Source organism: Streptomyces sp. Edi2, from assembly GCF_040253635.1.
Taxonomy (GTDB): domain Bacteria; phylum Actinomycetota; class Actinomycetes; order Streptomycetales; family Streptomycetaceae; genus Streptomyces.
In genome coordinates this window covers 8802932-8824073 of record NZ_JBEJGX010000003.1, presented here as the reverse complement: position 1 = coordinate 8824073, position 21142 = coordinate 8802932, and the positions used below count along the sequence as shown (strand labels likewise).

Sequence of the window (21142 nt, the reverse complement as noted above, 5' to 3'; positions counted from 1 at the left end):
GCACACGCGGCCTCGCGGGGCTGCCGCACTGCGGCCCTGCCGCGGCTATGTCCAGCTGGGCAGGGTCACCCCGTGCAGATTGCGGTAGGCGGCCGGCTGCGGGGAGGCCCAGCCTTCGAGGAGCGCGTCATCGACCTCGTAGACCTCGATGCCGAGCGGGTGGCAGACCTCCAGCGGGTCGCCCGCGTCCGGCCCCCACAGCGGTACGGACAGATCGCCGCCCGGGCAGGTGGACAGCGCGCACAGCAGGTCGAGTTCGGCGAAGAACTCGAAGTGGTCGCCGGGCCGGGCAGGGCAGGCCTTCATGAAGTACTGGTCGTCCTCGTTGAGTCCGGTGCACTGGAAGACGTTGAGGACGTCGTGCACGTCGAACTCCGTGAGCCCGTACGGCAGGACGGCGCGGACCAGGTTCGAGTGGCAGTGGAAGTCGAAGTCCTCGCCGGTGAGCATGCGGTTGACGTACGGGTCGCAGCGGGTACCCAGCAGGTCGTGCACCCTGCCGCCCGTGTCGTCGGTGCCGTAGTCGGCGAGCGTGTCGCCGGTGACGGTCAGCAGCGGGCGCAGGAAGGGGAGGGTGGACCACAGGCGGTCATAGGTGCTGACGTGGGCGCGCTGGAGCTGACGGGTGCGGGACGCCCAGAGGCGTTCGCGCGGGTCGTGGCGGTTCCATACGTTGAAGTCACCGACCTGCGGCCCGTCCACGGTGACGATGCGGCACAGATGACCTGCGGGCACTTCCCAGGCTCGGCCGGAGCGTACCGGGATGGTGAAGCTGTCGACCAGGCGGCGGGCGCCGGAGCTGCCGGAGCTGCCGGAGTCACTGGAGCTACCGGAGTTGCGGGAGTTGCCAGAGACCCGGTCGTAGAAGGCCTTGTCGACATCGAGGGGGCCGCCCTTGGTGGCTTGGTAGGCGGCTTCGTTGGTGACCATCGGTGTGCTCGCTTTCCTGGGAGGCCCGCCGGGGTGGCGGGGGCGCGGTCGAGGGAGCAGATCGGGCGGGGATCGCCGGGTCGGGGTCAACGGGTACGGGTCGTTGGGTCGGGGGCATCGGGTCGGGGGCATCTGCTGGGGCCCGGCGCGCTCAGGTGCAGCGGGCGGCGCGCACGATGTCGACGACCTGGCACTCCGAGTCGTCGAGGTAGCGGGCGAGCGCGGCGGCCGCCTCGGTGCGCCGCCCGGCGCGGAGCAGATCGCACAGCTCACGGTCGCGTGGCACCCATTGGCACTGGAATTCCGGTTCATGCGGCACCTCGGCGAAGGCCAGGCGCAGCTGGGCGACGGTCGTACGGAAGAAGCGGTTGAGCCGTTCGCTGCCGAGCAGGTGCACCACGTCCCGGTGGAAGTCCAGCGAATGCGTGGCCGTCCGGTCCCACCGACCGGCCACCGCCGCCTCTTCGGCGGCTGACACATACCGCTCGAGTCGGTTGAGAGCCGCCTGGGGCGCGGTGAAGCTCTGCTCCGCGGCCCGGAGTTCCAGAGCCCGGCGGGTGGCGTAGATGTCATGGACGTCCTCGGCATCGAGGCTTTTGACCGCGGCGCCCTTGTAGAGCTGGTGGACGGCGAGACCTTCGTACACCAGCAGCCGAACGGCCTCGCGCAGGGTGTTGCGCGAGACGCCGAACTCCTCGGCGAGAGCCGCATCGCGCAAGGGATGACCCGGCGCGAGCACACCGGTCGTGATCCGGTCACGCAACCGGTCGGCGATCGCCTGGGCGGCGAGGTACGGGGGTGCCGCACCCGTCTCGTTCGATTCATCGGCCACAGAAGGAAGCTACCTCAGGACTTCAGGATTGTTCAGCAAAATTCAGGACTCCAGAGATCCACATGGTTACTGCAGACCCACTGCGTCACATAAATGCAGGTCATGAACATGATCCGTCGGACCGGGCGCCATGGAAACAGCCCACACCGCGGCAGGATCGTTCAATCATTTCTGGCTTCATCGCCATGGCTGCCCCTTGGCTCCAGGACGACGCGTGGGCCGGGCCGCCGGCATTCCCGATATTCCCGACGTTCCCAGGGGCGATCCACGTCGCCGTACCCGTGTGCAATGCGCCGTTGCACCAAGGCAGAACGGGCCGTTGCACCGCCGAAGACCCGTGCGCGGTGCATGCGGACCTGCGCAGCGCATGCATCGAGTGCGCCGGTTGCGCTCGGCGGACACCCCCGGGCCGGGCCGGTGATCACCGGCCGCGGGGGTGTGCTGCGCCCACGGTCGGACGGGTGCGCCCCTGCCCGTCTGAACAGGTGCGCACGGCCCAAGCACGGCCGCGCCCCGGCGGCAAGGGTGCAGGCCGGGCCGCGACGGCGCTACCGCGCGCTCTGCCGAGGCGAACTCGGGGCGTGGTTGTCTCTTCCCCGTCAAATTCATGGCGCCGCACGGAAATCGAGGTTCGAGCACCATTCGAACGCGTACACCGCATACGCGCCAGGATTCCTGAATGACCGCCAGGCAACTGCGCGGCGAGCGACGGGAGTAAGGGCATGGAATTTCCGCAGGCAGCAAAAGCGCCTGCCCGGAGTGAATTCCGGGGCTATGGTGTCCGGGGCATCACGGCAGCAGCGGTCCTGCTCGCGGCCGGCGCGCTGAACCTGGCGTCCGGGCAGCCCGCCGAGGCCCGCGCCGGCGGGACCTGGGACCGTCTGGCCGGGTGCGAGAGCGGAGGGAACTGGCGTATCGACACGGGCAACGGGTTCTCCGGAGGGCTGCAGCTCGCCCACTCCACCTGGCACTCCTTCGGCGGCGGCGCCTACGCGCCCCGGGCGGCGCGGGCGACCCGGTCCCAGCAGATCCAGGTGGCCGAGAGGGTGCTGGCTCGTCAGGGCTGGGGCGCCTGGCCGGCCTGCTCGGCCTCGCTGGGACTCAACTCGAGTACCGCACACCGCACTCCGCGGAGCGCCCCGGCGCGCCCCGCACCGCAGCGCCAGGCAGACCCGTCGGCCCGGGCGCGGGCCCGCCATATCCATCCCCAGCCCCGCCAACCGCAGTCCCGCCATACCCAGTCCCATGAGAAGCGATACAAAGTGGGACGCCACCGGAGTACCGGCGGCTCGGTCGTCGTCAACTCCGGCGACACGCTGAGCGGTATCGCCTACGCGCACGGCCTGGGGTGGCGGGAATTCTACCGGCTGAACCGGCAGGTGATCGGGGCGAATCCTCATCTGATTTTCCCCGGCACACGGCTAGCCGTACCACACTCCGGCGCCCACTGAGCGGGTAACGGAATACTCGGAATTCCCCTGGTGCACAGCCGGGGGAATTCCGCCAATTCCCCGCTCTTTCACGCCACGGTGGCTCGTCACAGCGGACGGGCCACCACCGTGGGACGTGACGGTGGCTGACTGCGACGGGCCATCGTGGGACATGACGGGGACGGGCCATCGTGGGACATGACGGCGGGGCCGGGCCGGCCCCCGTCCGTACGTGCTTGCCCCCGGCCTCGGGTGGTGCGATGCGGGCAGATCGGTCAGCCCGCGGTCGCGTACACGCGGTTGGCGAACTCCGCGATCTCCGCGTCGCTGAGATTCTTGGCGAGGTTCGCCTCTGTGATCATTCCTACCAGTTGGTGGCCGCCCTTGACGTCGATCACCGGCAGGCGCTTGATGTGGTGCTCCTCCATGGTCCGCAGGACCTCGGAGGCGTCCGCTTCGGCGTCGATCCAGTGCAGCTTGCCGCCCATGGAACCGGCCTGCACCGTCGCCGGGTCGACACCTTCGGCACAACAGGTGACGACGATGTCGCGATCGGTGATCACCCCCATCAGCCTGTTGTTGTCACCGCAGATGGGCAGGCAGCCGACGTTCAGGTCCCGCATCATCTTCGCCGCATCCATCAACGATTCATGTGCACCCACACAGCGCGCTCCGCCGGACATGATGTCGCGGGCTCGCAGCTTGCTGGCCATGATTCCTCCTGTCTCAGGAGTGTTGCTTGCCTCGCTTCGATCACATCACGGATGGCCCCACGACGCTCCCCGGGGACGGGACCGGCCACCGCCGCGCGTCCGGTCCACACGTTGGGGGTGACAACTACCCGCGCCCGCAAGCGTCGTCATAGCACGACTGCGGGACCGGATGTCACCTCCGGGCGTAGTGTCAGCCTCTGTGACGACGTCGAATCCTTTCTTCGAGCCGAGTGATCTGCCCTACGCCCTGCCGCCTTTCGCGCGGATCCGGAACGATCACTTTCTCCCCGCCTTTGCCCGCGGCATAGCCGACCAGCTGGACGAGATCGCGGCCATCGGTGCCTGCGCCGAGCCGGCCACCTTCGAGAACACCGTGGAGGCGCTGGAGCGCAGCGGCGCGCTGCTGGGCCGGGTGTGCAGGGTGTTCTTCAACAAGGCGGCGACGGATACCGACGAGGAGATCCAGGCGCTCGAGGTCGAGATCGCTCCCCGGCTGGCCGCCCATGATGATGCGCTGCTGCTCGACTCCGCGCTGTTCGCCCGGCTGGACGCGCTCTTCGCGCGGCGCGAGCAGTCCGGATGGGACACCGAGCAGTTGCGGCTGCTGGAGCGCCACCATACGGACCGGGTCCGGGCCGGCGCCCGCCTCGCCCCGGAGCAGCAACAGCGCCTGCGCGCGCTGAATGCCGAGATCGCCGCCCGGTGCACCGAGTTCGGGCAGAACCTCCGGGCGGCCACCGCGGACGCCGCGCTCGTACTGGACCGCGCCGAGGAGCTGGCCGGGCTGCCCGAGGACCAGATCGCAGCCGCCGCCGCGAACGCCCGGGCGCTGGGGCACGACGGCAAGTACGTGCTCAGCCTGAAGAACTTCTCCCAGCAGACCGAGCTCGCCGCGCTGGACGACCCGGCGCTGCGCGAGCGCCTGCTGGCCGCGTCCCTCGGTCGCGGTACCGACACCAACGGCCCGGTCGCCGTCGCGCTGGCCGCCTTGCGCGCCGAGCGCGCCGCCCTGCTCGGCTACCCCAGCCACGCTGCCTGGGAGGTCGCCGACCGGACCGCCGGCACCACGGAAGCCGTCGAGGAACTGCTCGGCCGGCTGGTCGCTCCCGCCACCGCCAATGCCGAGCGGGAGGGCGCGGCCCTGGCCGAGGCGGCCGGCGTGGCCAAGATCAACGCGGCGGACTGGCAGTACTACTCCGAGCGGGTACGCAGGGAGCGGTTCGCGCTCGACGCGTCGGTGCTGCGGCCCTATCTGGAGCTGGAGACCGTGCTGCACGACGGTGTCTTCCACGCCGCCGAGCTGGTCTACGGGATCACCTTCACCCCGCGCCCCGACCTGGTGTCCTACCACCCGGACGCCCGTGTCTACGAGGTGCACGACGCCGACGGCGGCCCGCTCGGGCTCTACATCGTCGATTTCCACGCCCGCGAGTCGAAGCGGGGCGGCGCCTGGATGGACGCCCTCGTCCCGCAGTCCCGGCTGCTCGGCCACAAGCCGGTCGTGGTCAACAACCTGAATGTCGCCAAGCCTCCGGCGGGCGAGCCGGTGCTGCTGACCTGGAGCGAGGTCAACACGCTGTTCCACGAGTTCGGGCATGCGCTGCACGGCCTGTTCTCCGATGTGCGCTACCCGCTGCTGTCCGGCACCCAGGTGCCTCGTGACTTCGTCGAGTTCCCCTCCCAGGTCAACGAGGTGTGGGCGGACTGGCCGGAGATCCTGTCCCACTACGCCCGGCACCACGTCACCGGCGAGCCGATGCCGGCCGAACTGCCGGCCCGGCTGCGCGAGGCCGAGAACTTCGGCGCGGGCTTCCGGATGGTCGAGCACCAGGCCGCCGCGGTGCTGGACTGGGCCTGGCACTCCCTCTCCGCCGGCGAGGCACCGGCCGCCGACGAGGCCGAGGCGTTCGAGGCGGCCGCGCTGGAGCGCTACGGGCTCTCGGTGTCCGCGATCCCGCCGCGCTATCGCACCGGCTACTTCGCCCATATCTTCAGCGGCGGCTATGCGGCCGGGTACTACGGCTACCGCTGGGCGGAAGTGCTGGACGCCGACACCGTGCGCTGGTTCCGCGAGAACGGGAAGACGATCCGCGAGAGCGGTGAGATCTTCCGCCGGGAACTCCTCGGCAAGGGCGGCAGCGTCGACCCGCTCGGCGCTTTCCGTGCGGTGGTCGGCCGGGACCCGGACCTCGCGCCGCTGCTGGCGCGCCACGGTCTGCAGGGCTGATCCCGGCAGGCCGGGCGGGCGCCCGGGCCCGGTGGTACGGGGCCGGCGGTTGCCGTGTGGTGGCAGGAGCCGCCGCCGGCCCGCCGGCCGGGCCTCAGCCGGCGGCCAAGGCGACGAACCGGTCCTGCCGCTCCCCGTGGAGGCGGCCCGGCGGGAGCTTGCGGCCGAACGCGACCAGCAGCAGATCCTGGGCGGCGCCGGACAGCGGCGTACCGGTGCCGAAGGACCAGTCGAGGTCGTCGGCACGGAGCTCGACACTGCTGAGGTCGGCTCCGAAGAACCTGGCGGACCTGGGGGTGACCTTCTCTAGGAGGAGGCGCACCCGGTCTTCGGGAACGCGGCGGCCGAGGCCGAGGGCGACCGTGATGTCCAGCCCGTGGACCACGTCGTGACCCAGCGCCGACGCGAGGCCGCCGACCGGCGGTGTCCAGGGGTGATGTGCGTTGTCCCGGAGGAAGCCGGCGAGCTCACCCGTTGAGGCGGCGGCCGCGTCCCTGCGGGCACAGCGGTCGGTCATCCGGTGGAGACTGCCGCCCGCTCTGACGAGTTCGGCGGCCGTCCTGGCGAATGAGTAGCGGAACCCCATCGACATATGGGCCACGACCTCGCGGACCCGCCACCCCGCGCACAGTGTCGGCGCCGCCCACTGCTCGGCCGTCAGGCCGTCCAACAGGTCGGCCAGTTCCCGGCGTTCGGCCGCGATCGCCGCTTCGATGCCCATCCGACTGTTCCTCCCCCATGAGGGTTGTTCTGGCGAACTGCCTCCGGTTTCCATGGTCTTGTGCACTTCTCCATAAGTCCAAGAGCTAGCTGTTCTCCTCTCTAGAATCAGCGGTTATGGAACTTCGGCAGCTGCAGTACTTCGTCGCGGTGGTGGAGGAGGCCAACTTCACCCGTGCGGCCGCCCGGCTGCATCTGGCGCAGCCCGGGGTGAGCGCCCGGATCCGGCAGCTCGAAAGGGAGTTGGGGCAGCCGCTCCTGGACCGCTCCGGCCGTTCGGTGACCACGACGGAGGTGGGCCGGACCGTCCTCACCCATGCGCGGGCGGCACTCGCGGCCGTCGAGGAGATCCGGCAGACCGTGGACGAGTTCAGCGGTCTGCTCCGCGGTCGCGTCCGGGTCGGCCTGGTCTCCGGCGCCGGCACCCGCAGATTCGATCTGGCGTCGCTGCTGGCCGATTTCCACGATGCGCATCCGCAGGTGGAGATCTCCCTCGCCGACGACACATCGGAGCGGATGTGCGCGGCACTGCTCGGCGGTGCACTCGACGTCGCCCTGATCGGGCTGGCGGAAGCGCAGCCACCCGCGGGCCTCTCCTGCCAGGTCGTGGTCGACGCCCCCCTGGTCGCCGCCGTCGCGCCGGGCGACCCGCTCCTGGCGGCGCATGCCGACCGTACGAGCGTCCCGCTGGCCGCGCTCCGCGAGCGCCCGTTGATTGCCCTGCCGCGTGGTACCGGCGTCCGCGGGGTGCTCGAACGCGCCTGCGCGGAAGCCGGCTTCCGGCCCCGTGTCGCCTTCGAGGCGTCCGTGCTGCAGGTGCTGGCGCGACTGGCGTCCCGTGGCCTCGGTGTGGCCGTCGTCCCGGCGCTGCCGGCGGACGAGGCGTCAGCCGCCGGGCTGCGGACGCTGGAGATCACCGGGCCGCGGCTGCGTGGCCGGGTCGCCCTGGCCTGGCGGACGGAGGGGCCGGCCGGCCCGGCGGCCAGAGCTCTCCTCGAACGGCTGCGTGCCGGCCTTCCCGAACCGGGAGTACAGGGACTAACGGGAGTACCGGGAGTACCGGCAACCCATGAGGAGTCAGCCGCCGGACCGCGGACCAGGAACACCCGGCCCGCGCCGGCCGGCGGTCCGGATCACCAGGCCGCGGGCGCGTAGTCCTTCAGGAAGCAGCCGAACAGATCCTCGCCCGACTCGCCGCGGACGATCGGGTCGTACACCCGGGCCGCTCCGTCGACCAGGTCGAGGGGAGCGTGGAAGCCCTCTTCGGCCAGGCGCATCTTGTCGGGATGCGGGCGCTCATCGGTGATCCAGCCGGTGTCCACGGCCGTCATGAGGATGCCGTCGGTCTCCAGCATCTCCCGGGCGCTGGTGCGGGTGAGCATATTCAGCGCCGCCTTGGCCATATTGGTGTGCGGATGGCCGGCGCCCTTGTAGCCGCGGCTGAACTGGCCTTCCATCGCCGAGACGTTCACGACGTACTTACGGCGTGCGGGGGCCGCTGCCATCGCCGGGCGCAGCTTGCTCACCAGCAGGAAGGGCGCGGTCATATTGCACAGCTGGACTTCCAGCAGCTCGATGGGGTCGACCTGGTCCACCTTCTGGATCCAGGTGTTGGTCGAGTGCAGATCCGGTACCAGGCCGCCGGCGTCGATCGCGGTGCCCGCCTCGATGCGGGCGGGGGTGGCGGAGCCGGTGGTCAGGGCGAGGGCGGTGAGGTCGTCTGCGGTCAGCGCGCCGGGAGCCGCGGAGGCGGCGGTGAGAGCGGCGGGCGTGCCGCTGCCGAAGTGGCCGAGGACGACGGAGGCGGGCAGCTCCCCGGCGGGCAGCGGTGCGGACTCGGCGGCGATCAGCTGTCCGTACGCCTCGGGAGACCGGCGGACGGTCTGGGCGGCGTTGTTGATCAGAATGTCGAGCGGGCCCTCGGCGCTCACCGTGTCGGCGAGCGCGATGACCTGGGCCGGGTCACGGAGATCGATTCCGACGATCTTCAGCCGGTGCAGCCATTCCGCACTGTCCGGCATCGCCTTGAAGCGGCGGATGGCGTCGCTCGGGAAGCGGGTGGTGACGGTGGTGTGGGCGCCGTCCCGCAGCAGGCGGAGGGCGATATACATGCCGATCTTGGCCCGGCCGCCGGTGAGCAGTGCGCGCCGGCCGGTGAGGTCCGTGCGGGCGTCGCGGCGGGACCGGTTCTCCTTGGCGCACGGCGGGCAGAGCTGGTGGTAGAAGGCGTCGACCTCGACGTAGCGCGACTTGCAGGTGTAGCAGGACCGGGGGCGCTGCAGGATGCCGGCGATCTCGGTGGTCACGGAGCTGGCGAGGGCCAGTCCCTGGGTCTCGTCGTCGATCCGGTCGGGCGCACCAGTGGCCGTGGCCGCGGTCACCGCTCGGTCGTTGGCGGACTTGGCCGCCCGGCGTTCCTGCCGGCGGCGCTGCTTGACCTTGCGGTAGATCCCGGCGGTGGCCCGCCGTATCGCGATGGCGTCCGGGTGGTCGACGGGCAGCGCGTCGAGCTCTTCCAGCACGCTCAGGCAGACCGCCATCCGCTCCGAGTCGATACCCGTGCCATCGGCCCGGCCTGTTTCGGTCACCGTCATCGCCGCTGCCGCTTTCCTGGGATCGTTTGTTCTATTCACGCTTCGGCGGAACTTTACGTAGCGGGGGGCTGCGGCGCCAAACCCGGTGGGGTCGCTCGCACTGGTGAGCGGCCCCAGTGGGGGCGGCAGTGGCCGGTGAGCGCGGCGCCGGGGGACGCGGCGGCCGGTGCGCGCCGCCCCCACCCCCGCCCCCGCTCCGCCCCGCCGCTCCGGGCCGGTCACGGTCACGGTCAAGGGGCCCGGCGCTCCCGCACCGGGCCCCTCAGCCACATCGATTCACCGGTATCAACTCACCGGCGTCGATCCACCGCATCGATGCACCGGCATCGACCGACCCTCGTCAGCTCGCCGGGTCGTGGTTCAGCTCGATGTCGAACGCGGTGTTCCCGTCGGCTCCCAGCTGCAGCGGAGCGGCGGCCGGCGGATAGCCGGCGGCGATCAGGGTGTACTCGCCGCTGTCGAGGTCGGTGAAGACGTACTCACCGTCCTGACCGCTGGTGGCACTGGCCACCACGTTGCCCGCCGGGTCCAGCAGGGTCACCCGGGCGTCGTCCACCGGGCCGCCGCGCACCGTACGGACGGTTCCCCGGACCTGGGCGCCGAGCGTGAGCCGCACCTCGTACCAGTTGCGGTCGGCCGAGGTGACCTCCACCTGGAGGGCGGACGGGCGGTGGTGCTCGGCGCTGACGGCCAGGGTGTAGCTGCCCGGGGTCAGCTCACCGAAGGCGAAGCCGCCGTCCTGGCCGGCCACGCCGGAGGCCACGACCTCGCCGCGTACGTCGGTGGCCACGACGAGCGCGCCGGGCACCGGTTCGTCGCCCTTCTCCTCGCGGACCTCGCCCGAGAGACCGGCCGCTCCGCTGAGGGTCAGATCGAACGAGACGGGCTCGCCGCCCACCACCACGGTCACGGCCTGCGGCCTGCGGGCCCCGGCGGAGCCGATCAGCACGTAGGTGCCGGCGCCCGTCGTGGGCAGGGCGTAGCCGCCATCGGCCGCGGTCGACGTCCGGCCGAGCTGCCGGCCGCCGACGCTGATCAGGGTGACCGCGGCCTGCGCCACCGGCCTGCCGTCGCCGTCCCGCACCGTTCCCCGGATCACCGGGCCACTCGTGCCGGTTTCGCGGTCCGCGGTGCCCGCGGGCGCCGCGGCGGGGACCGGTACGGCATCGGCGACCGGGGCATCGCCCGGCCCGTGCGGGTCCGCACCGCCGGTGCCGTCGGCAGCGCCCTCGGCACCGTTCGCCGCACCTTCAACGGCGTTCGCCGCGCTCTTGGCGGATTCCTCCTCGGCCTCGGCCTGCGCACGTGCCTGCAGACCGGAGATCTGCCGCAGCGGCATCTCCTTGATGAACCACATCAGCACGAAGGCCAGGGCGACGACGACCGCGCCCATGAGGAACACGGTGTGCATCGAGTCGGCGAAGCCGCGCTTGAACGGCTCGGCCAGCCGCGGATCGAGGTGCTGGATGAACGACGAATCGCTGAGCACGCCCGAGGAGTTGCCGTTGCCGGGGTGCTTGAGCATGTCCAGCACGGGCTTGTTGGCGGGGTCGTGCAGCACCGCGGGGTCGTGCAGTGCGGCCTGGAAGCGCTCGGTGGAGGCGGCGCTCTTGAAAGCCGAGGAGATCTTGTCGCCGACCGTGCTGAACAGCACCGACAGGAAGATCGCGGTACCCGCCGTGGCGCCCATCTGACGGAAGAACGTGGACGAGGCGGTCGCCACGCCCATGTCCCGCGGCGGCACCGCGTTCTGCACGGCCAGCACCAGGGTCTGCATACAGCCGCCCAGGCCCAGGCCGAAGACCAGCATGTACACCATGGTTTCCCACAGCGGGGTGTCCCACTGGACCCGGAAGTGGAAGAGCAGCATCGCCGCGACCATCAGCGCGGTGCCGATGATCGGGAAGATCTTGTAGCGGCCGGTCTTCGAGGTGATCTGGCCCGAGGCGATCGAGGCGATGAACATGCCCGCCATCAGCGGCAGCATTTCCAGGCCCGACTTGGTGGGGCTGGCGCCCTTCACGATCTGGAGGTACTGCGGGATCATCAGCATCCCGCCGAACATGCCCATACCGATCAGCACGGACAGCAGACTGGTCTTGCTGAAGGTGCCGTTGCGGAACAGCCGCATCGGGATCAGCGCATCGTCGCCGATCCGGCGCTCGACGAAGATCCAGGCGATGATGCCGACGACCCCGATGGCGTAACAGGCGATCGACCGGGACGAGTCCCAGCCCCACTCCCGGCCCTGCTCCGCGACGAGCAGCAGCGGTACGACGCCGACGGAGATGGTGAGCGCTCCCCACCAGTCGATGCGGTGGTCGCGCCGGGTGTGCGGGATGTTGAGCACCTTCGCGACCACGAACAGCGCGATGATGCCGATCGGCACGTTGACCAGGAAGACCCAGCGCCAGCCGGTGATGCCCAGCAGCTGGTCCTGTCCGGCGAGCGCCCCGCCGATCAGCGGGCCGGCCACGCTGGAGGTGGCGAAGGTGCCCAGCATGTAGCCCTGGTACCGGGCGCGTTCCCGGGGCGGGACGATGTCACCGATGATCGCCAGCGCCAGCGACATCAGACCGCCGGCGCCCAGGCCCTGCACCGCCCGGAAGGCGGCGAGTTCGGTCATCGAGGTGGAGAACGTGCACAGCACCGAGCCCGCGACGAAGATGGTGATCGCGGCCAGGTAGTACGGCTTGCGCCCGTACAGGTCGGACAGCTTGCCGTACAGCGGGGTGGCGATCGTCGAGGTGATCAGGTAGGCGGTGGTCGCCCAGGCCTGCTCGCTGAGGCCGTGCAGATCGTCGGCGATGGTCCGGATCGAGGTGCTGACGATGGTCTGGTCGAGCGCGGCCAGGAACATCCCCAGCATCAAGCCACTGAGGATAGTGAGGATCTGACGGTGGCTCAGGGTCCCGGGTTCGGGTATCGCCTCGGCTCCCGCCGCGGGCGGGGAGGTGGCTGTGCTCATGTACGTATGTCTCCCTGCTCCACGGCCCTGCCCTGGTCTCCCCCGGGGCCCAGCCGTGTGTGTTGTCGTTCTGCCATGTCTTCGTTGAGACGGCCCAGCAGCCGGATCAGGTCGGCCCGGTCCTCGGGCGACCACGGTGCGAGCAGCGCGGCCAGTTCGGCATCGCGCTGACGGCGGTAGTGCGCGAATGCGGCGCGTCCCGCGTCGGTCGCCGCCAGCAAGGACCCGCGGCGGTCCTCCGGATCGGGGCGGCGGGTCACCAGTCCCCGCTCGACCAGCGAGCGCACCTGGCGGCTGACGGTCGACAGATCGAGGAACGCGTCGGCGGCCAGGTCGGTCGCCCGCTGGTCCCCGCCGACGACCAGCCTGGCCAGCAGCACCCGGTCGGCGGCGCCTCCGTCGGTCTTGGCGCGCTGTTTCCACGCGGCGATCAGCCGCGAGAAGCGGACGATCTCCGTTCCCAGCCCGGCGGCCGCCTCGTCCAGCCCCGAGGAGGCGGTGACCTGCACAGCAGCCCGGTCGCAGGCGTGGACCGTGCCCTTACTCATCGTCGTGATCCTTCGCGGTGAAGCGGTCGATCCGCTGAATGCATTGCTTGTATCCAGCAAGCATAGCGGCTGGAAGTGAATGCTTCGCACCCCGACACCTGTCTGTGGGCGAGGAGGTGGACCCATGGGAGAGGGGTGGGGAGCACGGGAGAGGGGGTGGGGGTGAGAAGGTACGTCCGGCGGGCCGGCAGACCGGACAGCCCTTCGCCCCATCCGACCGGCCGGGAGACCGCTGTGCACCTTTCCCCTGAACTGCTCGCGCTGCTCCGCCGGCCGAGCACCTGCTTTCTGGCCACCTCGATGCCCGACGGCTCCCCGCAGGTGACCCAGACCTGGGTCGACACCGACGGCACCCATGTGCTGATCAACAGCGTCCGGAGCCATGTGAAGACCCGCAACATCGCCCGCGACCCCCGTGTGGCCGTCGCCGTCTGCGACCCGGACCACCCCGCGCGCTACTTCCAGGTGCGCGGCCGAGTGGTCGAGACCACGACCGAGGGCGCCGTCGAGCACATCGAACAGCTCGCCCAGAAGTACCTCGGCACGCCCTACCCCTGGTACGGGGGCCGCAACGAGGAGCGGGTGCTCTTCGTCATCGCACCGGAGAGCATCAGCGGCACGGGCTGAGGCGGATACTGCGGCCCGTGGCCCGGAGTGCCGCCGCGACGGCACTCCGGGCCACGGGCTCTAAGGGGTGTCTCCCCTGACTAGGTGATCGCGGCAGCACGCGAGTCCTCGGTGAGGTCCATCTTCGGCGGGGGCCTGCGGAAGCCCTTCGTGAGGTGGGCGAGGTAGGCGATGCCGATCACCAGCCAGGCCAGGCCCAGGAGTTGGGCCTTGGTGTCGAGGTGGACCAGTAGCCAGATGTCGACCGCGGCGCCGATCACCGGGGCGACCGCATAGGGCAGGACGCGGGGGCGGTCGCCGGCCCGGCGGCGGCGGAGGTAGGTGGCGAGGACGCTGAGGTTGACGAAGGTGAAGGCGGTGAAGGCGCCGAAGTTGATGAAGGACGTGGAGGTGGTCACGTTCATGCGCAGGGCGATGAGGCCGACGGCGCCGGTGAGCAGGATGTTGAAGACGGGGGTGCGCAGCCGGGGGTGGATCCACCCGAAGGTCTTGCGCGGGAGGACCGAGTCGCGGCCCATGGCGAGCAGCAGCCGGGAGGTGCTGGCCTGGGCCGAGATGCCGGAGGCGAACTGGGCGACGACCAGCCCGGCGAGGAAGACGGACGCGAAGACGTCCCCGCCGATGCCCCGGGCGATCTCGAAGGCCGCGGAGTCGGCATCGGTGAACACGCTGCCCGGGTGGACGAGTTGGGTCGCATAGGCCACCGCGACGAAGATCCCGCCGCCGATGAGCGCGACGAGGAGGATGGCGCGCGGCATGGTCCGTTCCGGCTCGATGGTCTCCTCGGTGAGGGTGGTGACCGCGTCGAAGCCGAGAAAGGAGTAGGCCGCGATGGCGGCGCCGGCCGAGATGCCGGCCAGGGTGGTGGCGTGGTTGGCGAAGGGTGTGGCGTCGGCGAGCGCGCCCGCTCCGCCGAGCTGGACCACGTGCCGCAGGGACAGCAGCACGAAGAAGGCGATCACCAGGAACTGGAAGAGCATCAGCAGGTCGTTGACGCGTTCCGCGGTTTTGATGCCCCGGATGTTCAGCGCCGTGGTCAGCACGATGAAGCCGAGGATCCACACCCAGAACGGGACGCCGGGGAACTGGGCCTGCAGGTAGGCGCCGCCGATGAGCCAGATGACCATGGGCAGGAAGAAGTAGTCCAGCAGCGTCGCCCAGCCGACGAGGAAGCCGACGCGTCCGTCGATGGCTTCCCTGACATAGGTGTACGCCGAGCCCGCGACCGGGTGGGCGGCCGCCATCTTCCCGTAGCTGTGCGCGGTGAACAGCATGGCGCACAGGGCGAGGAGGTACGCCGTAGGGACGGCGCCCCCGGTGGTGCCGGCCACGACGCCGAAGGTCCCCAGGACGATCAGCGGGGTCATGTACGCGAGCCCGAACAGGACGACGGACTTGAGGGTGAGGGTGCGGGCGAGCGTGTGCGGGGAGGGGTCCATGGGTGGTTCCGGGGGATGTGCCGTGGTACGGGGAGGGGCGGGTCGGGGGGTCAGCCGCCCGTGCCGGGAGGAAACGGGGCGGGTCCGGCGGGCCGCCAGCGGCTTGGGTCGATGCGTCCGTCGTAGAGCGGGAGTTCCAGCGGAGCGTCGGCGTCGGTGAACTGGTCCCACATGCGGTTGAGGCCTGCCGTGCCGAATTCCCGTACCCGGGTGACGTCGTCGAGGTCCAGCACGTCGGTGAGGACGGCGGGGCCTTCGCCGGAGGCCTCGGTGCGGACCCGGCCTTCGGGGTCGACGACGAGGCTGCGGCCGGTGCCGGTGGGGCCGGCGGTGTTGACGCTGAGCACGAACACCTGGTTCACGATGGCGTTGGCGCGGGCGAGCACCAGCTCCTGCGCGCGGTCGGCGGTGGTGGTCATGACGGGGTTGACGATCACCTCGGCACCCATCCAGGCGAGGTGGCGGGCCACTTCGGGGAACCAGGCGTCGTAGCAGATCGAGAAGCCGACCCGGCCGGTGCCCGGCAGGTCGAGGACGACGAAGCGGTCCCCGGGGACATAGGGCTCGTGCGGCCGCCACGGGAAGATCTTGCGGTAGGAGGCGGCAGGACGGCCCTCGGGCGAGAACGCCAGCGCCGTGTTGAACAGTTCGCCGGCCGGCCCCTGTTCGCAGACGCTGCCGGGTACCAGCCAGATGCCGAGGTCACCGGCGAGCTCGGCGAGCTGCCGCGCACGGGGGCCGTCCAGCGGTTCGGCCGCCGCCCGTAGTTGGTCCTCGGACGCGTCGGCGGAGCCGGTCACCCCGCACAGATGCAGCTCGGGGTACACCACGAGCCGGGTCTGCGGGAAGCGGGCGATCAGCTCCCCGACCTCCTCGGCGAAGCCGGACAGGGGTGCCGTGGCCGGGCGGGGCGGCGCCTGGACGAGGGCTACGGGCAGGGGTCGGGACATGGGGCCTCACCTGCGTTCTCAGGGGCCGGACGGGGGCGTCGGCGGGGGTGTCGGACGACGGGCCGCCGGGCGGCGGCGCGACCCGGATGAAATTAGAGCAAGATGAGCTCTTATTCAAGAGATCTCATCATGAGATATTTGTTAGGCTGAGCCATGCCCGGACACCTTCCCGACGCCACGGAGCCCGGGGCCACGGAGCCCGAGGCCACGGAGCCCGAGGCCACGGAGCCCGAGGCCATGCGGGGCCTGAACGCCCCGCCGCTGGGCGGCATTCAGCGACTCTCCGCCCTGGACACGGTGCGGGCCCGTATCGCCCTCGCCGTCGAGCTCGGCCTGCTGGCCCCCGGTGAGCGCCTTCCGCCGACCGACGAGATCGCCGCCGCGCTGGGCGTCGGGGACATCACCGTCCGCCGCGCGCTCGCCTCGCTGCACACCGACGGTGTACTGGAGCGCCGGCGCGGACGGACCGGCGGCACCCTGGTCGCCGAGCGGCCCGCGAAGGGGACCGTCACCGAGGCCGCGGCCTACCGCGCGGCAGCGGCCGAGGTCCACCGGCTGATCGACCACCGGCTCGTCCTCGAATGCGGGGTCGCCCATCTGGCCGCGCTGCACGCCGACGGGGCCGCCCTCGATGCCCTCGACCGGCTGGTCGGCGCGATGGACGAGGCCGGCAGCTGGACCGAGTTCCGCGGCCACGACGAGCGCTTCCACCTGGCGGTGGCGGAGGCCACCGGCGTCGCCTTCGCCGCCGCACCGTACGGCGCGGTGCTGCGGGACCTCTACCGCTACTACCTGCCGTATCCGCTGGACATCCTCCGGCGGTCCAACTGCGAGCACCGCGCCCTGGTCGACGCCCTGCGCCGCGGTGACCCGGTGGCCGCCGCCGAGGTCGCCCGGCAGCATGTCGGCCGGCTGCACCGGACGATGTTCGTGGGCCTGATGGACGACGCCGGGGCGGAGGCCGCCGGGGCCGGCGGGGCGAAGGCCGGCGGGGCGGCCGCCGGCTGAGCGGGGTCCGGCGCCGGGTACGGCATGGCACCCTGGCCGGCGAACCGGCACCGCAGGAAAGACGGAAGGGCATGACGATGAGTTCGGACCACGGCACCCCCCGGCGGGCAGCGCTCGCGACCTGGCCGACCCCGCTGGAGCCGGCGCCGCGGCTGGCCCGCGCGCTCGGCCTCGGGGCGGACGACCTCTGGATCAAGCGCGATGACCTCACCGGTCTCGGTGGCGGCGGGAACAAGGTCCGCAAACTGGAGTGGATCTGCGGTGCGGCGCTCGCCGAGGGCGCCACGACCCTGGTGACGACCGGCGCCGCACAGAGCAACCACGCCCGGCTGACCGCGGCCGCCGGCGCGCGGCTCGGGCTCGATGTGGTCCTGGTGCTGGCCGGCGCGGACGGCTCCTCGGCCTCCGGGAACCTCGTCCTCGACGGCCTCTTCGGGGCCACCGTCGTCTGGGCCGGGGAGGTGGGCGGCGACCGGCTCGCGGCCGCGGCGGAGGAAGTGGCGCGGCGGCTCCGGGAGCGGGGGGCCGTTCCGGCGGTGATTCCGCTGGGCGGCTCCAGCCCGCTGGGCGCGTACGGCTATGCCGAGTGCGGGCGTGAACTCCTGGCCCAGGCCCCCGATTTGGACACCGTCGTCGTCGCCCTGGGCTCCGGGGGCACGATGGCCGGCCTGGTGGACACCCTCGGCCCCGAAAAGGTGCTGGGCGTCGACTGCGGCGCGGTGCGTGACCCGGCGGGCACGGTCACCAGCCTGGTCACCGCGCTGTCCGGCACCGTCCACGCACCGGAGGCCCTGCACCTGCGGCGTGATCAAGTCGGCGCCGGTTACAGCACGTTGACCGAGGACTCGATGGACGCCCTGACACTGGCGGGCCGTACGGAGGGCATCGCGCTCGACCCCGTCTACACCGGGCGTGCGCTGGCCGGACTGCGGGCGGCGGTGCGGGACGAAAGCGTGGCACCCGGGCGGCGCACCGTCCTGCTGCACTCCGGCGGGCTGCCCGGTCTGTTCGGCCACGGCGATGCCGTCACCCGGTGCCAGGAAGCGCTCACGGTCCTTCCGATCCACGAGTGAGCACGGCGGGGCGGACGCCGACCGGGGCAGGGGGAACGCCTGAGCCGCCCCGCGCCGGGAGCCGGGTCTCCCGGCGGGACCGTTGTCCTCGGCCGCCTCGGCCGGGCGGCCGTCCGACCGCGGCGGCCTGCCCGGGGAAGAGATCAGATGTCGGGGAAGGCGTCGGGCACGCCGAGCGTCCCCGCGACCGCCCGCCAGATGGCCGCTTGGGCACGGGCGAGGTCGGTCCGGGGATCGCCCAGCATCAGCCGGATGCCGAACCCGTCGCTCAGGGCGACCAGCAGTGTGCTGGCCGCCTCCACATCACAGTCGGCGAACTCGCCCGACGCGATGCCCCGCCGGATGGCCTCGCCGATCCAGGTGTGCAGCTGGTCGTACAGGTCGACGGCGAAATGCCGGGCGGTCTCGTCGCGCAGGGCCCGCACCCACAGCTCCTGCCACAGCCGCCAGTCCTGTCGCAGCTCGGGATCCGTGGGCAGCATGTTGTGCAGGATGCGGGCCAGGACCACGGAGGCGGGCACCGTGTCGGCGTCCCGTTCGAGCTCCGTGCCGGTCTGCGCGAAGGAGTGGGTCATCGCCTCGGCGAACAGCCGCTCACGGTTCTCGAAGTGGTAGTGGAGCAGGGCGGTGGACACGCCGGCGTGTTCCGCGACCATCCGCATCCGGATCTTCTCGAAGCCGACCTCGGCGATCACTTCGCACGCGGCGGACAGGATCCGTTCCCGCGTTTCGAGAGTGCGTTCAGCCTTGGCCACGTGAGTGCCCCCCGGGTCGGTGTCGGTGTCCTCGGCGGGCTCTGCGGGCCCGTCCCGTCCATCTTCCCGCATCACCGCCTTCGGCCGTCCGTCGCATGCCGGGTTCATCGGTAGGGGTGGAAGCCCCGGCCCGACTTGCGGCCGAGCAGGCCCGCCTCCACCATCCGGGCCAGCAGCGGCGGAGGCGCGTAGCGCGGTTCACGGAACTCCTCGTAGAGCGATTCGGCGATCGCCCGTGTCGTGTCGAGGCCGATCAGGTCGGCCAGCGCGAGCGGCCCCAGCGGGTGGGCGCAGCCCAGCCGCATCCCGCGGTCGATGTCACCCGCCGAGGCCGCGCCGGACTCGACCATCCGCACCGCGTCCAGCAGGTAGGGGACGAGCAGGGCGTTGACGATGAAACCGGCACGGTCCGCGGCGTGCACGACCTCCTTGCCCAGTACGTCGGCGGCGAAGGCGTGTGTCCTGCGGGTGGTGTCGTCACCGGTCAGCAGGGAGGGCACCAGCTCGACGAGCGGCAGCACCGGCACGGGGTTGAAGAAGTGCAGGCCGATGACCTGCTGGGGCCGTGCGGTGGCGGCGGCGAGGCGGATGACGGGGAGGGACGAGGTGTTGGTCGCCAGGATCGCGTCCGGGCTCCGGACCACCTCGTCGAGCCGGGTGAAGACGGCCAGCTTGGCGCTCTCGTCCTCGGCGACGGCCTCGACGACCAGATCGCGGTCGGCCAGCGCGGCCAGGTCGGTGGTCACCGTGATCCTGGCGAGCGCGGAGTCCCGGTCCCGGTCGGAGAGTTTGCCGGCGGCCGTGGCACGTTCCAGGGAGCCGGTGATCCGGCGGAGCCCGGCGTCCGCTGCGGCCGGTCCGGTCTCGACGACACACACCTCCCGGCCCGCACGGGCACACACCTCGGCGATGCCGGAGCCCATCAGGCCGCAGCCCACGACCCCGATTCTGTCGACTGCACTCTCGGACATCGCTCCTCCTCGGCCGGTGTTCCGGGACGTTTCGCGGGCCCCGCCCGGCGAGTGGGTGGTGCCGGGCGGATTACAGCGGGGGGCCGGGCCGGGTACCCCGCCCGGTGGGCGGGGTACCCGGCCGGGGTCAGGAGGCGGTGGGCAGCTGCAGGACGCCCGTGCCGCGCTTGACCAGTTCGCCGGCGATGATCAGGCGCTGGATCTCGGAGGTGCCCTCCCAGATCCGGTCCACCCGCAGCTCCCGGTACAGGCGCTCCACCGGGTACGAGCGGTCGTAGCCACGGCCGCCGAAAATCTGCACACAGCGGTCGATGACCCGGCCCGCCGCCTCGCTCGCCGCGAGCTTGGCGATCGCCGCCTTGGCGTGCAGGGTCTTGCGGTCGACGGTGCCCTCGTCCACCTCCCAGGCGACCTGGTGCGCATAGGCACGGTTGACCGCGATATCGACCGCGCAGTCCGCCAGCATCCCCTGCACCAGCTGGAAGTCGGCGATCGGCGACCCGAACTGCTGGCGCTCCACCGCCCAGTCCCTGGCCAGCCGCAGCGCCCGCTCGGCGGCCCCCGTCGTCCGGGCCGCGATCATCAGCCGCTCCTCGGTGAACCAGGACCGGGTGATGTCATAGCCCTTGCCGACGCCACCGAGCACGGCGTCCTCGGGGACGTGCACCTCGGTGAAGGTGAACTCGGGGTGCTCGTAGACGAAGGTGTGCATGAAGCGCGGCACCCGGGTCATCTCGATGCCGGGGGTGTCCTTGTCGACGAGGAAGAGCGTCGGTTCCCGGTCCGGGCCCGCCGCGGCGAGGACGATCATGAAGTCGGCGTGGTCGCCGACGGTCACGAACCACTTCTCGCCGTTCAGTGTCCAGCCGTCGGCGGTCCGCGTCGCGGTGGTCGCCAGGTTCTGCGGGTCGGAGCCGGCCCCGGGCTCGGTCACCGCGTAGCAGTCGCGGCGCTCGCCGCGGATGACCGGTTCGAGGTAGCGCTCGCGCTGGGCGGGGGTGCAGAAGCGCAGGGCGTTGGCGGGGCGCCAGACGGTGTCCCACAGGGCGCCGGTGAGCTGCCCCAACTCCTCCTGGACGATGGCCTGTTCCAGGATGGTCAGCCCGGCGCCGCCCCACTCGCGGGGCATGTTGACGGCCTGCAGACCGGAGGCGAGGACGGCATCGCGGATGGCGGCGTGGTCCTGCGCCGTCAGACCGTTGTTCTCCTCGCAGTCGGTTTCGTACGCGGTGAGGGTCTCGGTGAGCTCGCACGCGGTGCGCTTGAGGTCCGCCTGGCGGGTGGTGAGACGGAAGTCCATGTCAGTCCTCGAAGGTCGTGAGGGGCCGGGGTGCGGGTGGCGAGTGGCGGGCGGGGT

18 protein-coding genes are annotated in these 21142 nt (G+C 71.4%); 6 read left to right on the top strand and 12 right to left on the bottom strand.

The window, feature by feature from the left end; genetic code table 11:
- Window positions 1-45 precede the first annotated feature (45 nt).
- Entirely contained in the window at window positions 46-930 is an 885-nt protein-coding gene (locus ABR737_RS42175; protein ID WP_350256429.1) for an urea carboxylase-associated family protein, read from the bottom strand.
- Between the two features lie 151 nt (window positions 931-1081).
- Window positions 1082-1762: a GntR family transcriptional regulator gene (locus ABR737_RS42170; protein ID WP_350256428.1), complete on the bottom strand. Its 681-nt coding sequence runs from the start codon at window positions 1760-1762 to the stop codon at window positions 1082-1084.
- A 722-nt stretch (window positions 1763-2484) separates the two neighbouring features.
- On the opposite strand from ABR737_RS42170, the gene ABR737_RS42165 reads away from it, so the two are divergent.
- Window positions 2485-3213 carry a transglycosylase family protein gene (locus ABR737_RS42165; RefSeq protein WP_350256427.1) on the top strand — a complete coding sequence of 243 codons (729 nt, stop codon included), beginning with the start codon at window positions 2485-2487 and terminating at the stop codon, window positions 3211-3213.
- A gap of 254 nt (window positions 3214-3467) precedes the next feature.
- Here the strand turns inward: ABR737_RS42165 and ABR737_RS42160 are convergent, their stop codons facing one another.
- Window positions 3468-3905 carry a CBS domain-containing protein gene (locus ABR737_RS42160; protein ID WP_350256426.1) on the bottom strand — a complete coding sequence of 146 codons (438 nt, stop codon included), beginning with the start codon at window positions 3903-3905 and terminating at the stop codon, window positions 3468-3470.
- A gap of 199 nt (window positions 3906-4104) precedes the next feature.
- On the opposite strand from ABR737_RS42160, the gene ABR737_RS42155 reads away from it, so the two are divergent.
- Window positions 4105-6132 carry a M3 family metallopeptidase gene (locus tag ABR737_RS42155; protein ID WP_502964458.1) on the top strand — a complete coding sequence of 676 codons (2028 nt, stop codon included), beginning with the start codon at window positions 4105-4107 and terminating at the stop codon, window positions 6130-6132.
- A gap of 94 nt (window positions 6133-6226) precedes the next feature.
- Here the strand turns inward: ABR737_RS42155 and ABR737_RS42150 are convergent, their stop codons facing one another.
- Entirely contained in the window at window positions 6227-6853 is a 627-nt protein-coding gene (locus ABR737_RS42150; protein WP_350256424.1) for a maleylpyruvate isomerase family mycothiol-dependent enzyme, read from the bottom strand.
- Between the two features lie 116 nt (window positions 6854-6969).
- On the opposite strand from ABR737_RS42150, the gene ABR737_RS42145 reads away from it, so the two are divergent.
- Window positions 6970-8007 carry a LysR family transcriptional regulator gene (locus ABR737_RS42145; protein WP_350256423.1) on the top strand — a complete coding sequence of 346 codons (1038 nt, stop codon included), beginning with the start codon at window positions 6970-6972 and terminating at the stop codon, window positions 8005-8007.
- Here ABR737_RS42145 and ABR737_RS42140 read toward each other — a convergent pair.
- From ABR737_RS42140 to ABR737_RS42130, 3 genes are all read right to left on the bottom strand, one after another.
- Window positions 7986-9446 (bottom strand): SDR family NAD(P)-dependent oxidoreductase, encoded by a 1461-nt coding sequence (locus ABR737_RS42140; protein WP_350256422.1) that lies wholly within the window; start codon window positions 9444-9446, stop codon window positions 7986-7988. The genes ABR737_RS42145 and ABR737_RS42140 overlap by 22 nt on opposite strands.
- Window positions 9447-9786: 340 nt before the next feature.
- The gene (locus tag ABR737_RS42135) at window positions 9787-12414 is read right to left on the bottom strand and encodes an MFS transporter (RefSeq protein WP_350256421.1); all 2628 of its coding nucleotides are present in this window, start codon (window positions 12412-12414) and stop codon (window positions 9787-9789) included.
- On the bottom strand, window positions 12411-12962 hold the full coding sequence (locus ABR737_RS42130) for a MarR family winged helix-turn-helix transcriptional regulator (protein ID WP_350256420.1): 552 nt from the start codon (window positions 12960-12962) through the stop codon (window positions 12411-12413). Before ABR737_RS42130 ends, ABR737_RS42135 begins: the two co-directional genes overlap by 4 nt.
- A 234-nt stretch (window positions 12963-13196) precedes the next feature.
- Here ABR737_RS42130 and ABR737_RS42125 point away from each other — a divergent pair, with 234 nt between their 5' ends.
- Window positions 13197-13589, top strand: coding sequence for a PPOX class F420-dependent oxidoreductase (locus ABR737_RS42125; RefSeq protein WP_350256419.1), 393 nt, complete (start codon window positions 13197-13199; stop codon window positions 13587-13589).
- Window positions 13590-13669: 80 nt separating this feature from the next.
- Here the strand turns inward: ABR737_RS42125 and ABR737_RS42120 are convergent, their stop codons facing one another.
- Both ABR737_RS42120 and ABR737_RS42115 read right to left on the bottom strand, forming a co-directional pair.
- On the bottom strand, window positions 13670-15028 hold the full coding sequence (locus tag ABR737_RS42120; protein ID WP_350256418.1) for an APC family permease: 1359 nt from the start codon (window positions 15026-15028) through the stop codon (window positions 13670-13672).
- 50 nt (window positions 15029-15078) lie between these two features.
- A complete protein-coding gene (locus ABR737_RS42115; RefSeq protein WP_350256417.1) occupies window positions 15079-15978 on the bottom strand; it encodes a carbon-nitrogen hydrolase family protein in 900 nt (299 codons plus the stop codon).
- A gap of 153 nt (window positions 15979-16131) precedes the next feature.
- Between ABR737_RS42115 and ABR737_RS42110 the strand changes: the two genes are divergently transcribed.
- Entirely contained in the window at window positions 16132-16986 is an 855-nt protein-coding gene (locus tag ABR737_RS42110; protein WP_350256416.1) for a FadR/GntR family transcriptional regulator, read from the top strand.
- Window positions 16987-17057: 71 nt separating this feature from the next.
- Window positions 17058-18059, top strand: coding sequence for a D-cysteine desulfhydrase family protein (locus ABR737_RS42105; protein WP_350256415.1), 1002 nt, complete (start codon window positions 17058-17060; stop codon window positions 18057-18059).
- Window positions 18060-18202: 143 nt separating this feature from the next.
- On the opposite strand, the gene ABR737_RS42100 is transcribed toward ABR737_RS42105, so the two are convergent.
- From ABR737_RS42100 to ABR737_RS42090, 3 genes are all read right to left on the bottom strand, one after another.
- A complete protein-coding gene (locus ABR737_RS42100) occupies window positions 18203-18886 on the bottom strand; it encodes a TetR/AcrR family transcriptional regulator (protein ID WP_350256414.1) in 684 nt (227 codons plus the stop codon).
- Between the two features lie 32 nt (window positions 18887-18918).
- On the bottom strand, window positions 18919-19785 hold the full coding sequence (locus ABR737_RS42095; protein ID WP_350256413.1) for a 3-hydroxybutyryl-CoA dehydrogenase: 867 nt from the start codon (window positions 19783-19785) through the stop codon (window positions 18919-18921).
- Window positions 19786-19912: 127 nt separating this feature from the next.
- On the bottom strand, window positions 19913-21085 hold the full coding sequence (locus tag ABR737_RS42090; protein WP_350256412.1) for an acyl-CoA dehydrogenase family protein: 1173 nt from the start codon (window positions 21083-21085) through the stop codon (window positions 19913-19915).
- Between the last annotated feature and the right edge of the window lie 57 nt (window positions 21086-21142).

Bases quoted from the DNA above. Each gene is read 5' to 3' on its own strand.
- ABR737_RS42175 (WP_350256429.1), bottom strand. From the start codon at position 930: ATGGTCACCAACGAAGCCGCCTACCAAGCCACCAAGGGCGGCCCCCTC.
- ABR737_RS42165 (WP_350256427.1), top strand. From the start codon at position 2,485: ATGGAATTTCCGCAGGCAGCAAAAGCGCCTGCCCGGAGTGAATTCCGG.
- ABR737_RS42160 (WP_350256426.1), bottom strand. From the start codon at position 3,905: ATGGCCAGCAAGCTGCGAGCCCGCGACATCATGTCCGGCGGAGCGCGC.
- ABR737_RS42150 (WP_350256424.1), bottom strand. From the start codon at position 6,853: ATGGGCATCGAAGCGGCGATCGCGGCCGAACGCCGGGAACTGGCCGAC.
- ABR737_RS42145 (WP_350256423.1), top strand. From the start codon at position 6,970: ATGGAACTTCGGCAGCTGCAGTACTTCGTCGCGGTGGTGGAGGAGGCC.
- ABR737_RS42140 (WP_350256422.1), bottom strand. From the start codon at position 9,446: ATGACGGTGACCGAAACAGGCCGGGCCGATGGCACGGGTATCGACTCG.
- ABR737_RS42135 (WP_350256421.1), bottom strand. From the start codon at position 12,414: ATGAGCACAGCCACCTCCCCGCCCGCGGCGGGAGCCGAGGCGATACCC.
- ABR737_RS42130 (WP_350256420.1), bottom strand. From the start codon at position 12,962: ATGAGTAAGGGCACGGTCCACGCCTGCGACCGGGCTGCTGTGCAGGTC.
- ABR737_RS42120 (WP_350256418.1), bottom strand. From the start codon at position 15,028: ATGGACCCCTCCCCGCACACGCTCGCCCGCACCCTCACCCTCAAGTCC.
- ABR737_RS42115 (WP_350256417.1), bottom strand. From the start codon at position 15,978: ATGTCCCGACCCCTGCCCGTAGCCCTCGTCCAGGCGCCGCCCCGCCCG.
- ABR737_RS42110 (WP_350256416.1), top strand. From the start codon at position 16,132: ATGCCCGGACACCTTCCCGACGCCACGGAGCCCGGGGCCACGGAGCCC.
- ABR737_RS42105 (WP_350256415.1), top strand. From the start codon at position 17,058: ATGACGATGAGTTCGGACCACGGCACCCCCCGGCGGGCAGCGCTCGCG.
- ABR737_RS42100 (WP_350256414.1), bottom strand. From the start codon at position 18,886: ATGCGGGAAGATGGACGGGACGGGCCCGCAGAGCCCGCCGAGGACACC.
- ABR737_RS42095 (WP_350256413.1), bottom strand. From the start codon at position 19,785: ATGTCCGAGAGTGCAGTCGACAGAATCGGGGTCGTGGGCTGCGGCCTG.
- ABR737_RS42090 (WP_350256412.1), bottom strand. From the start codon at position 21,085: ATGGACTTCCGTCTCACCACCCGCCAGGCGGACCTCAAGCGCACCGCG.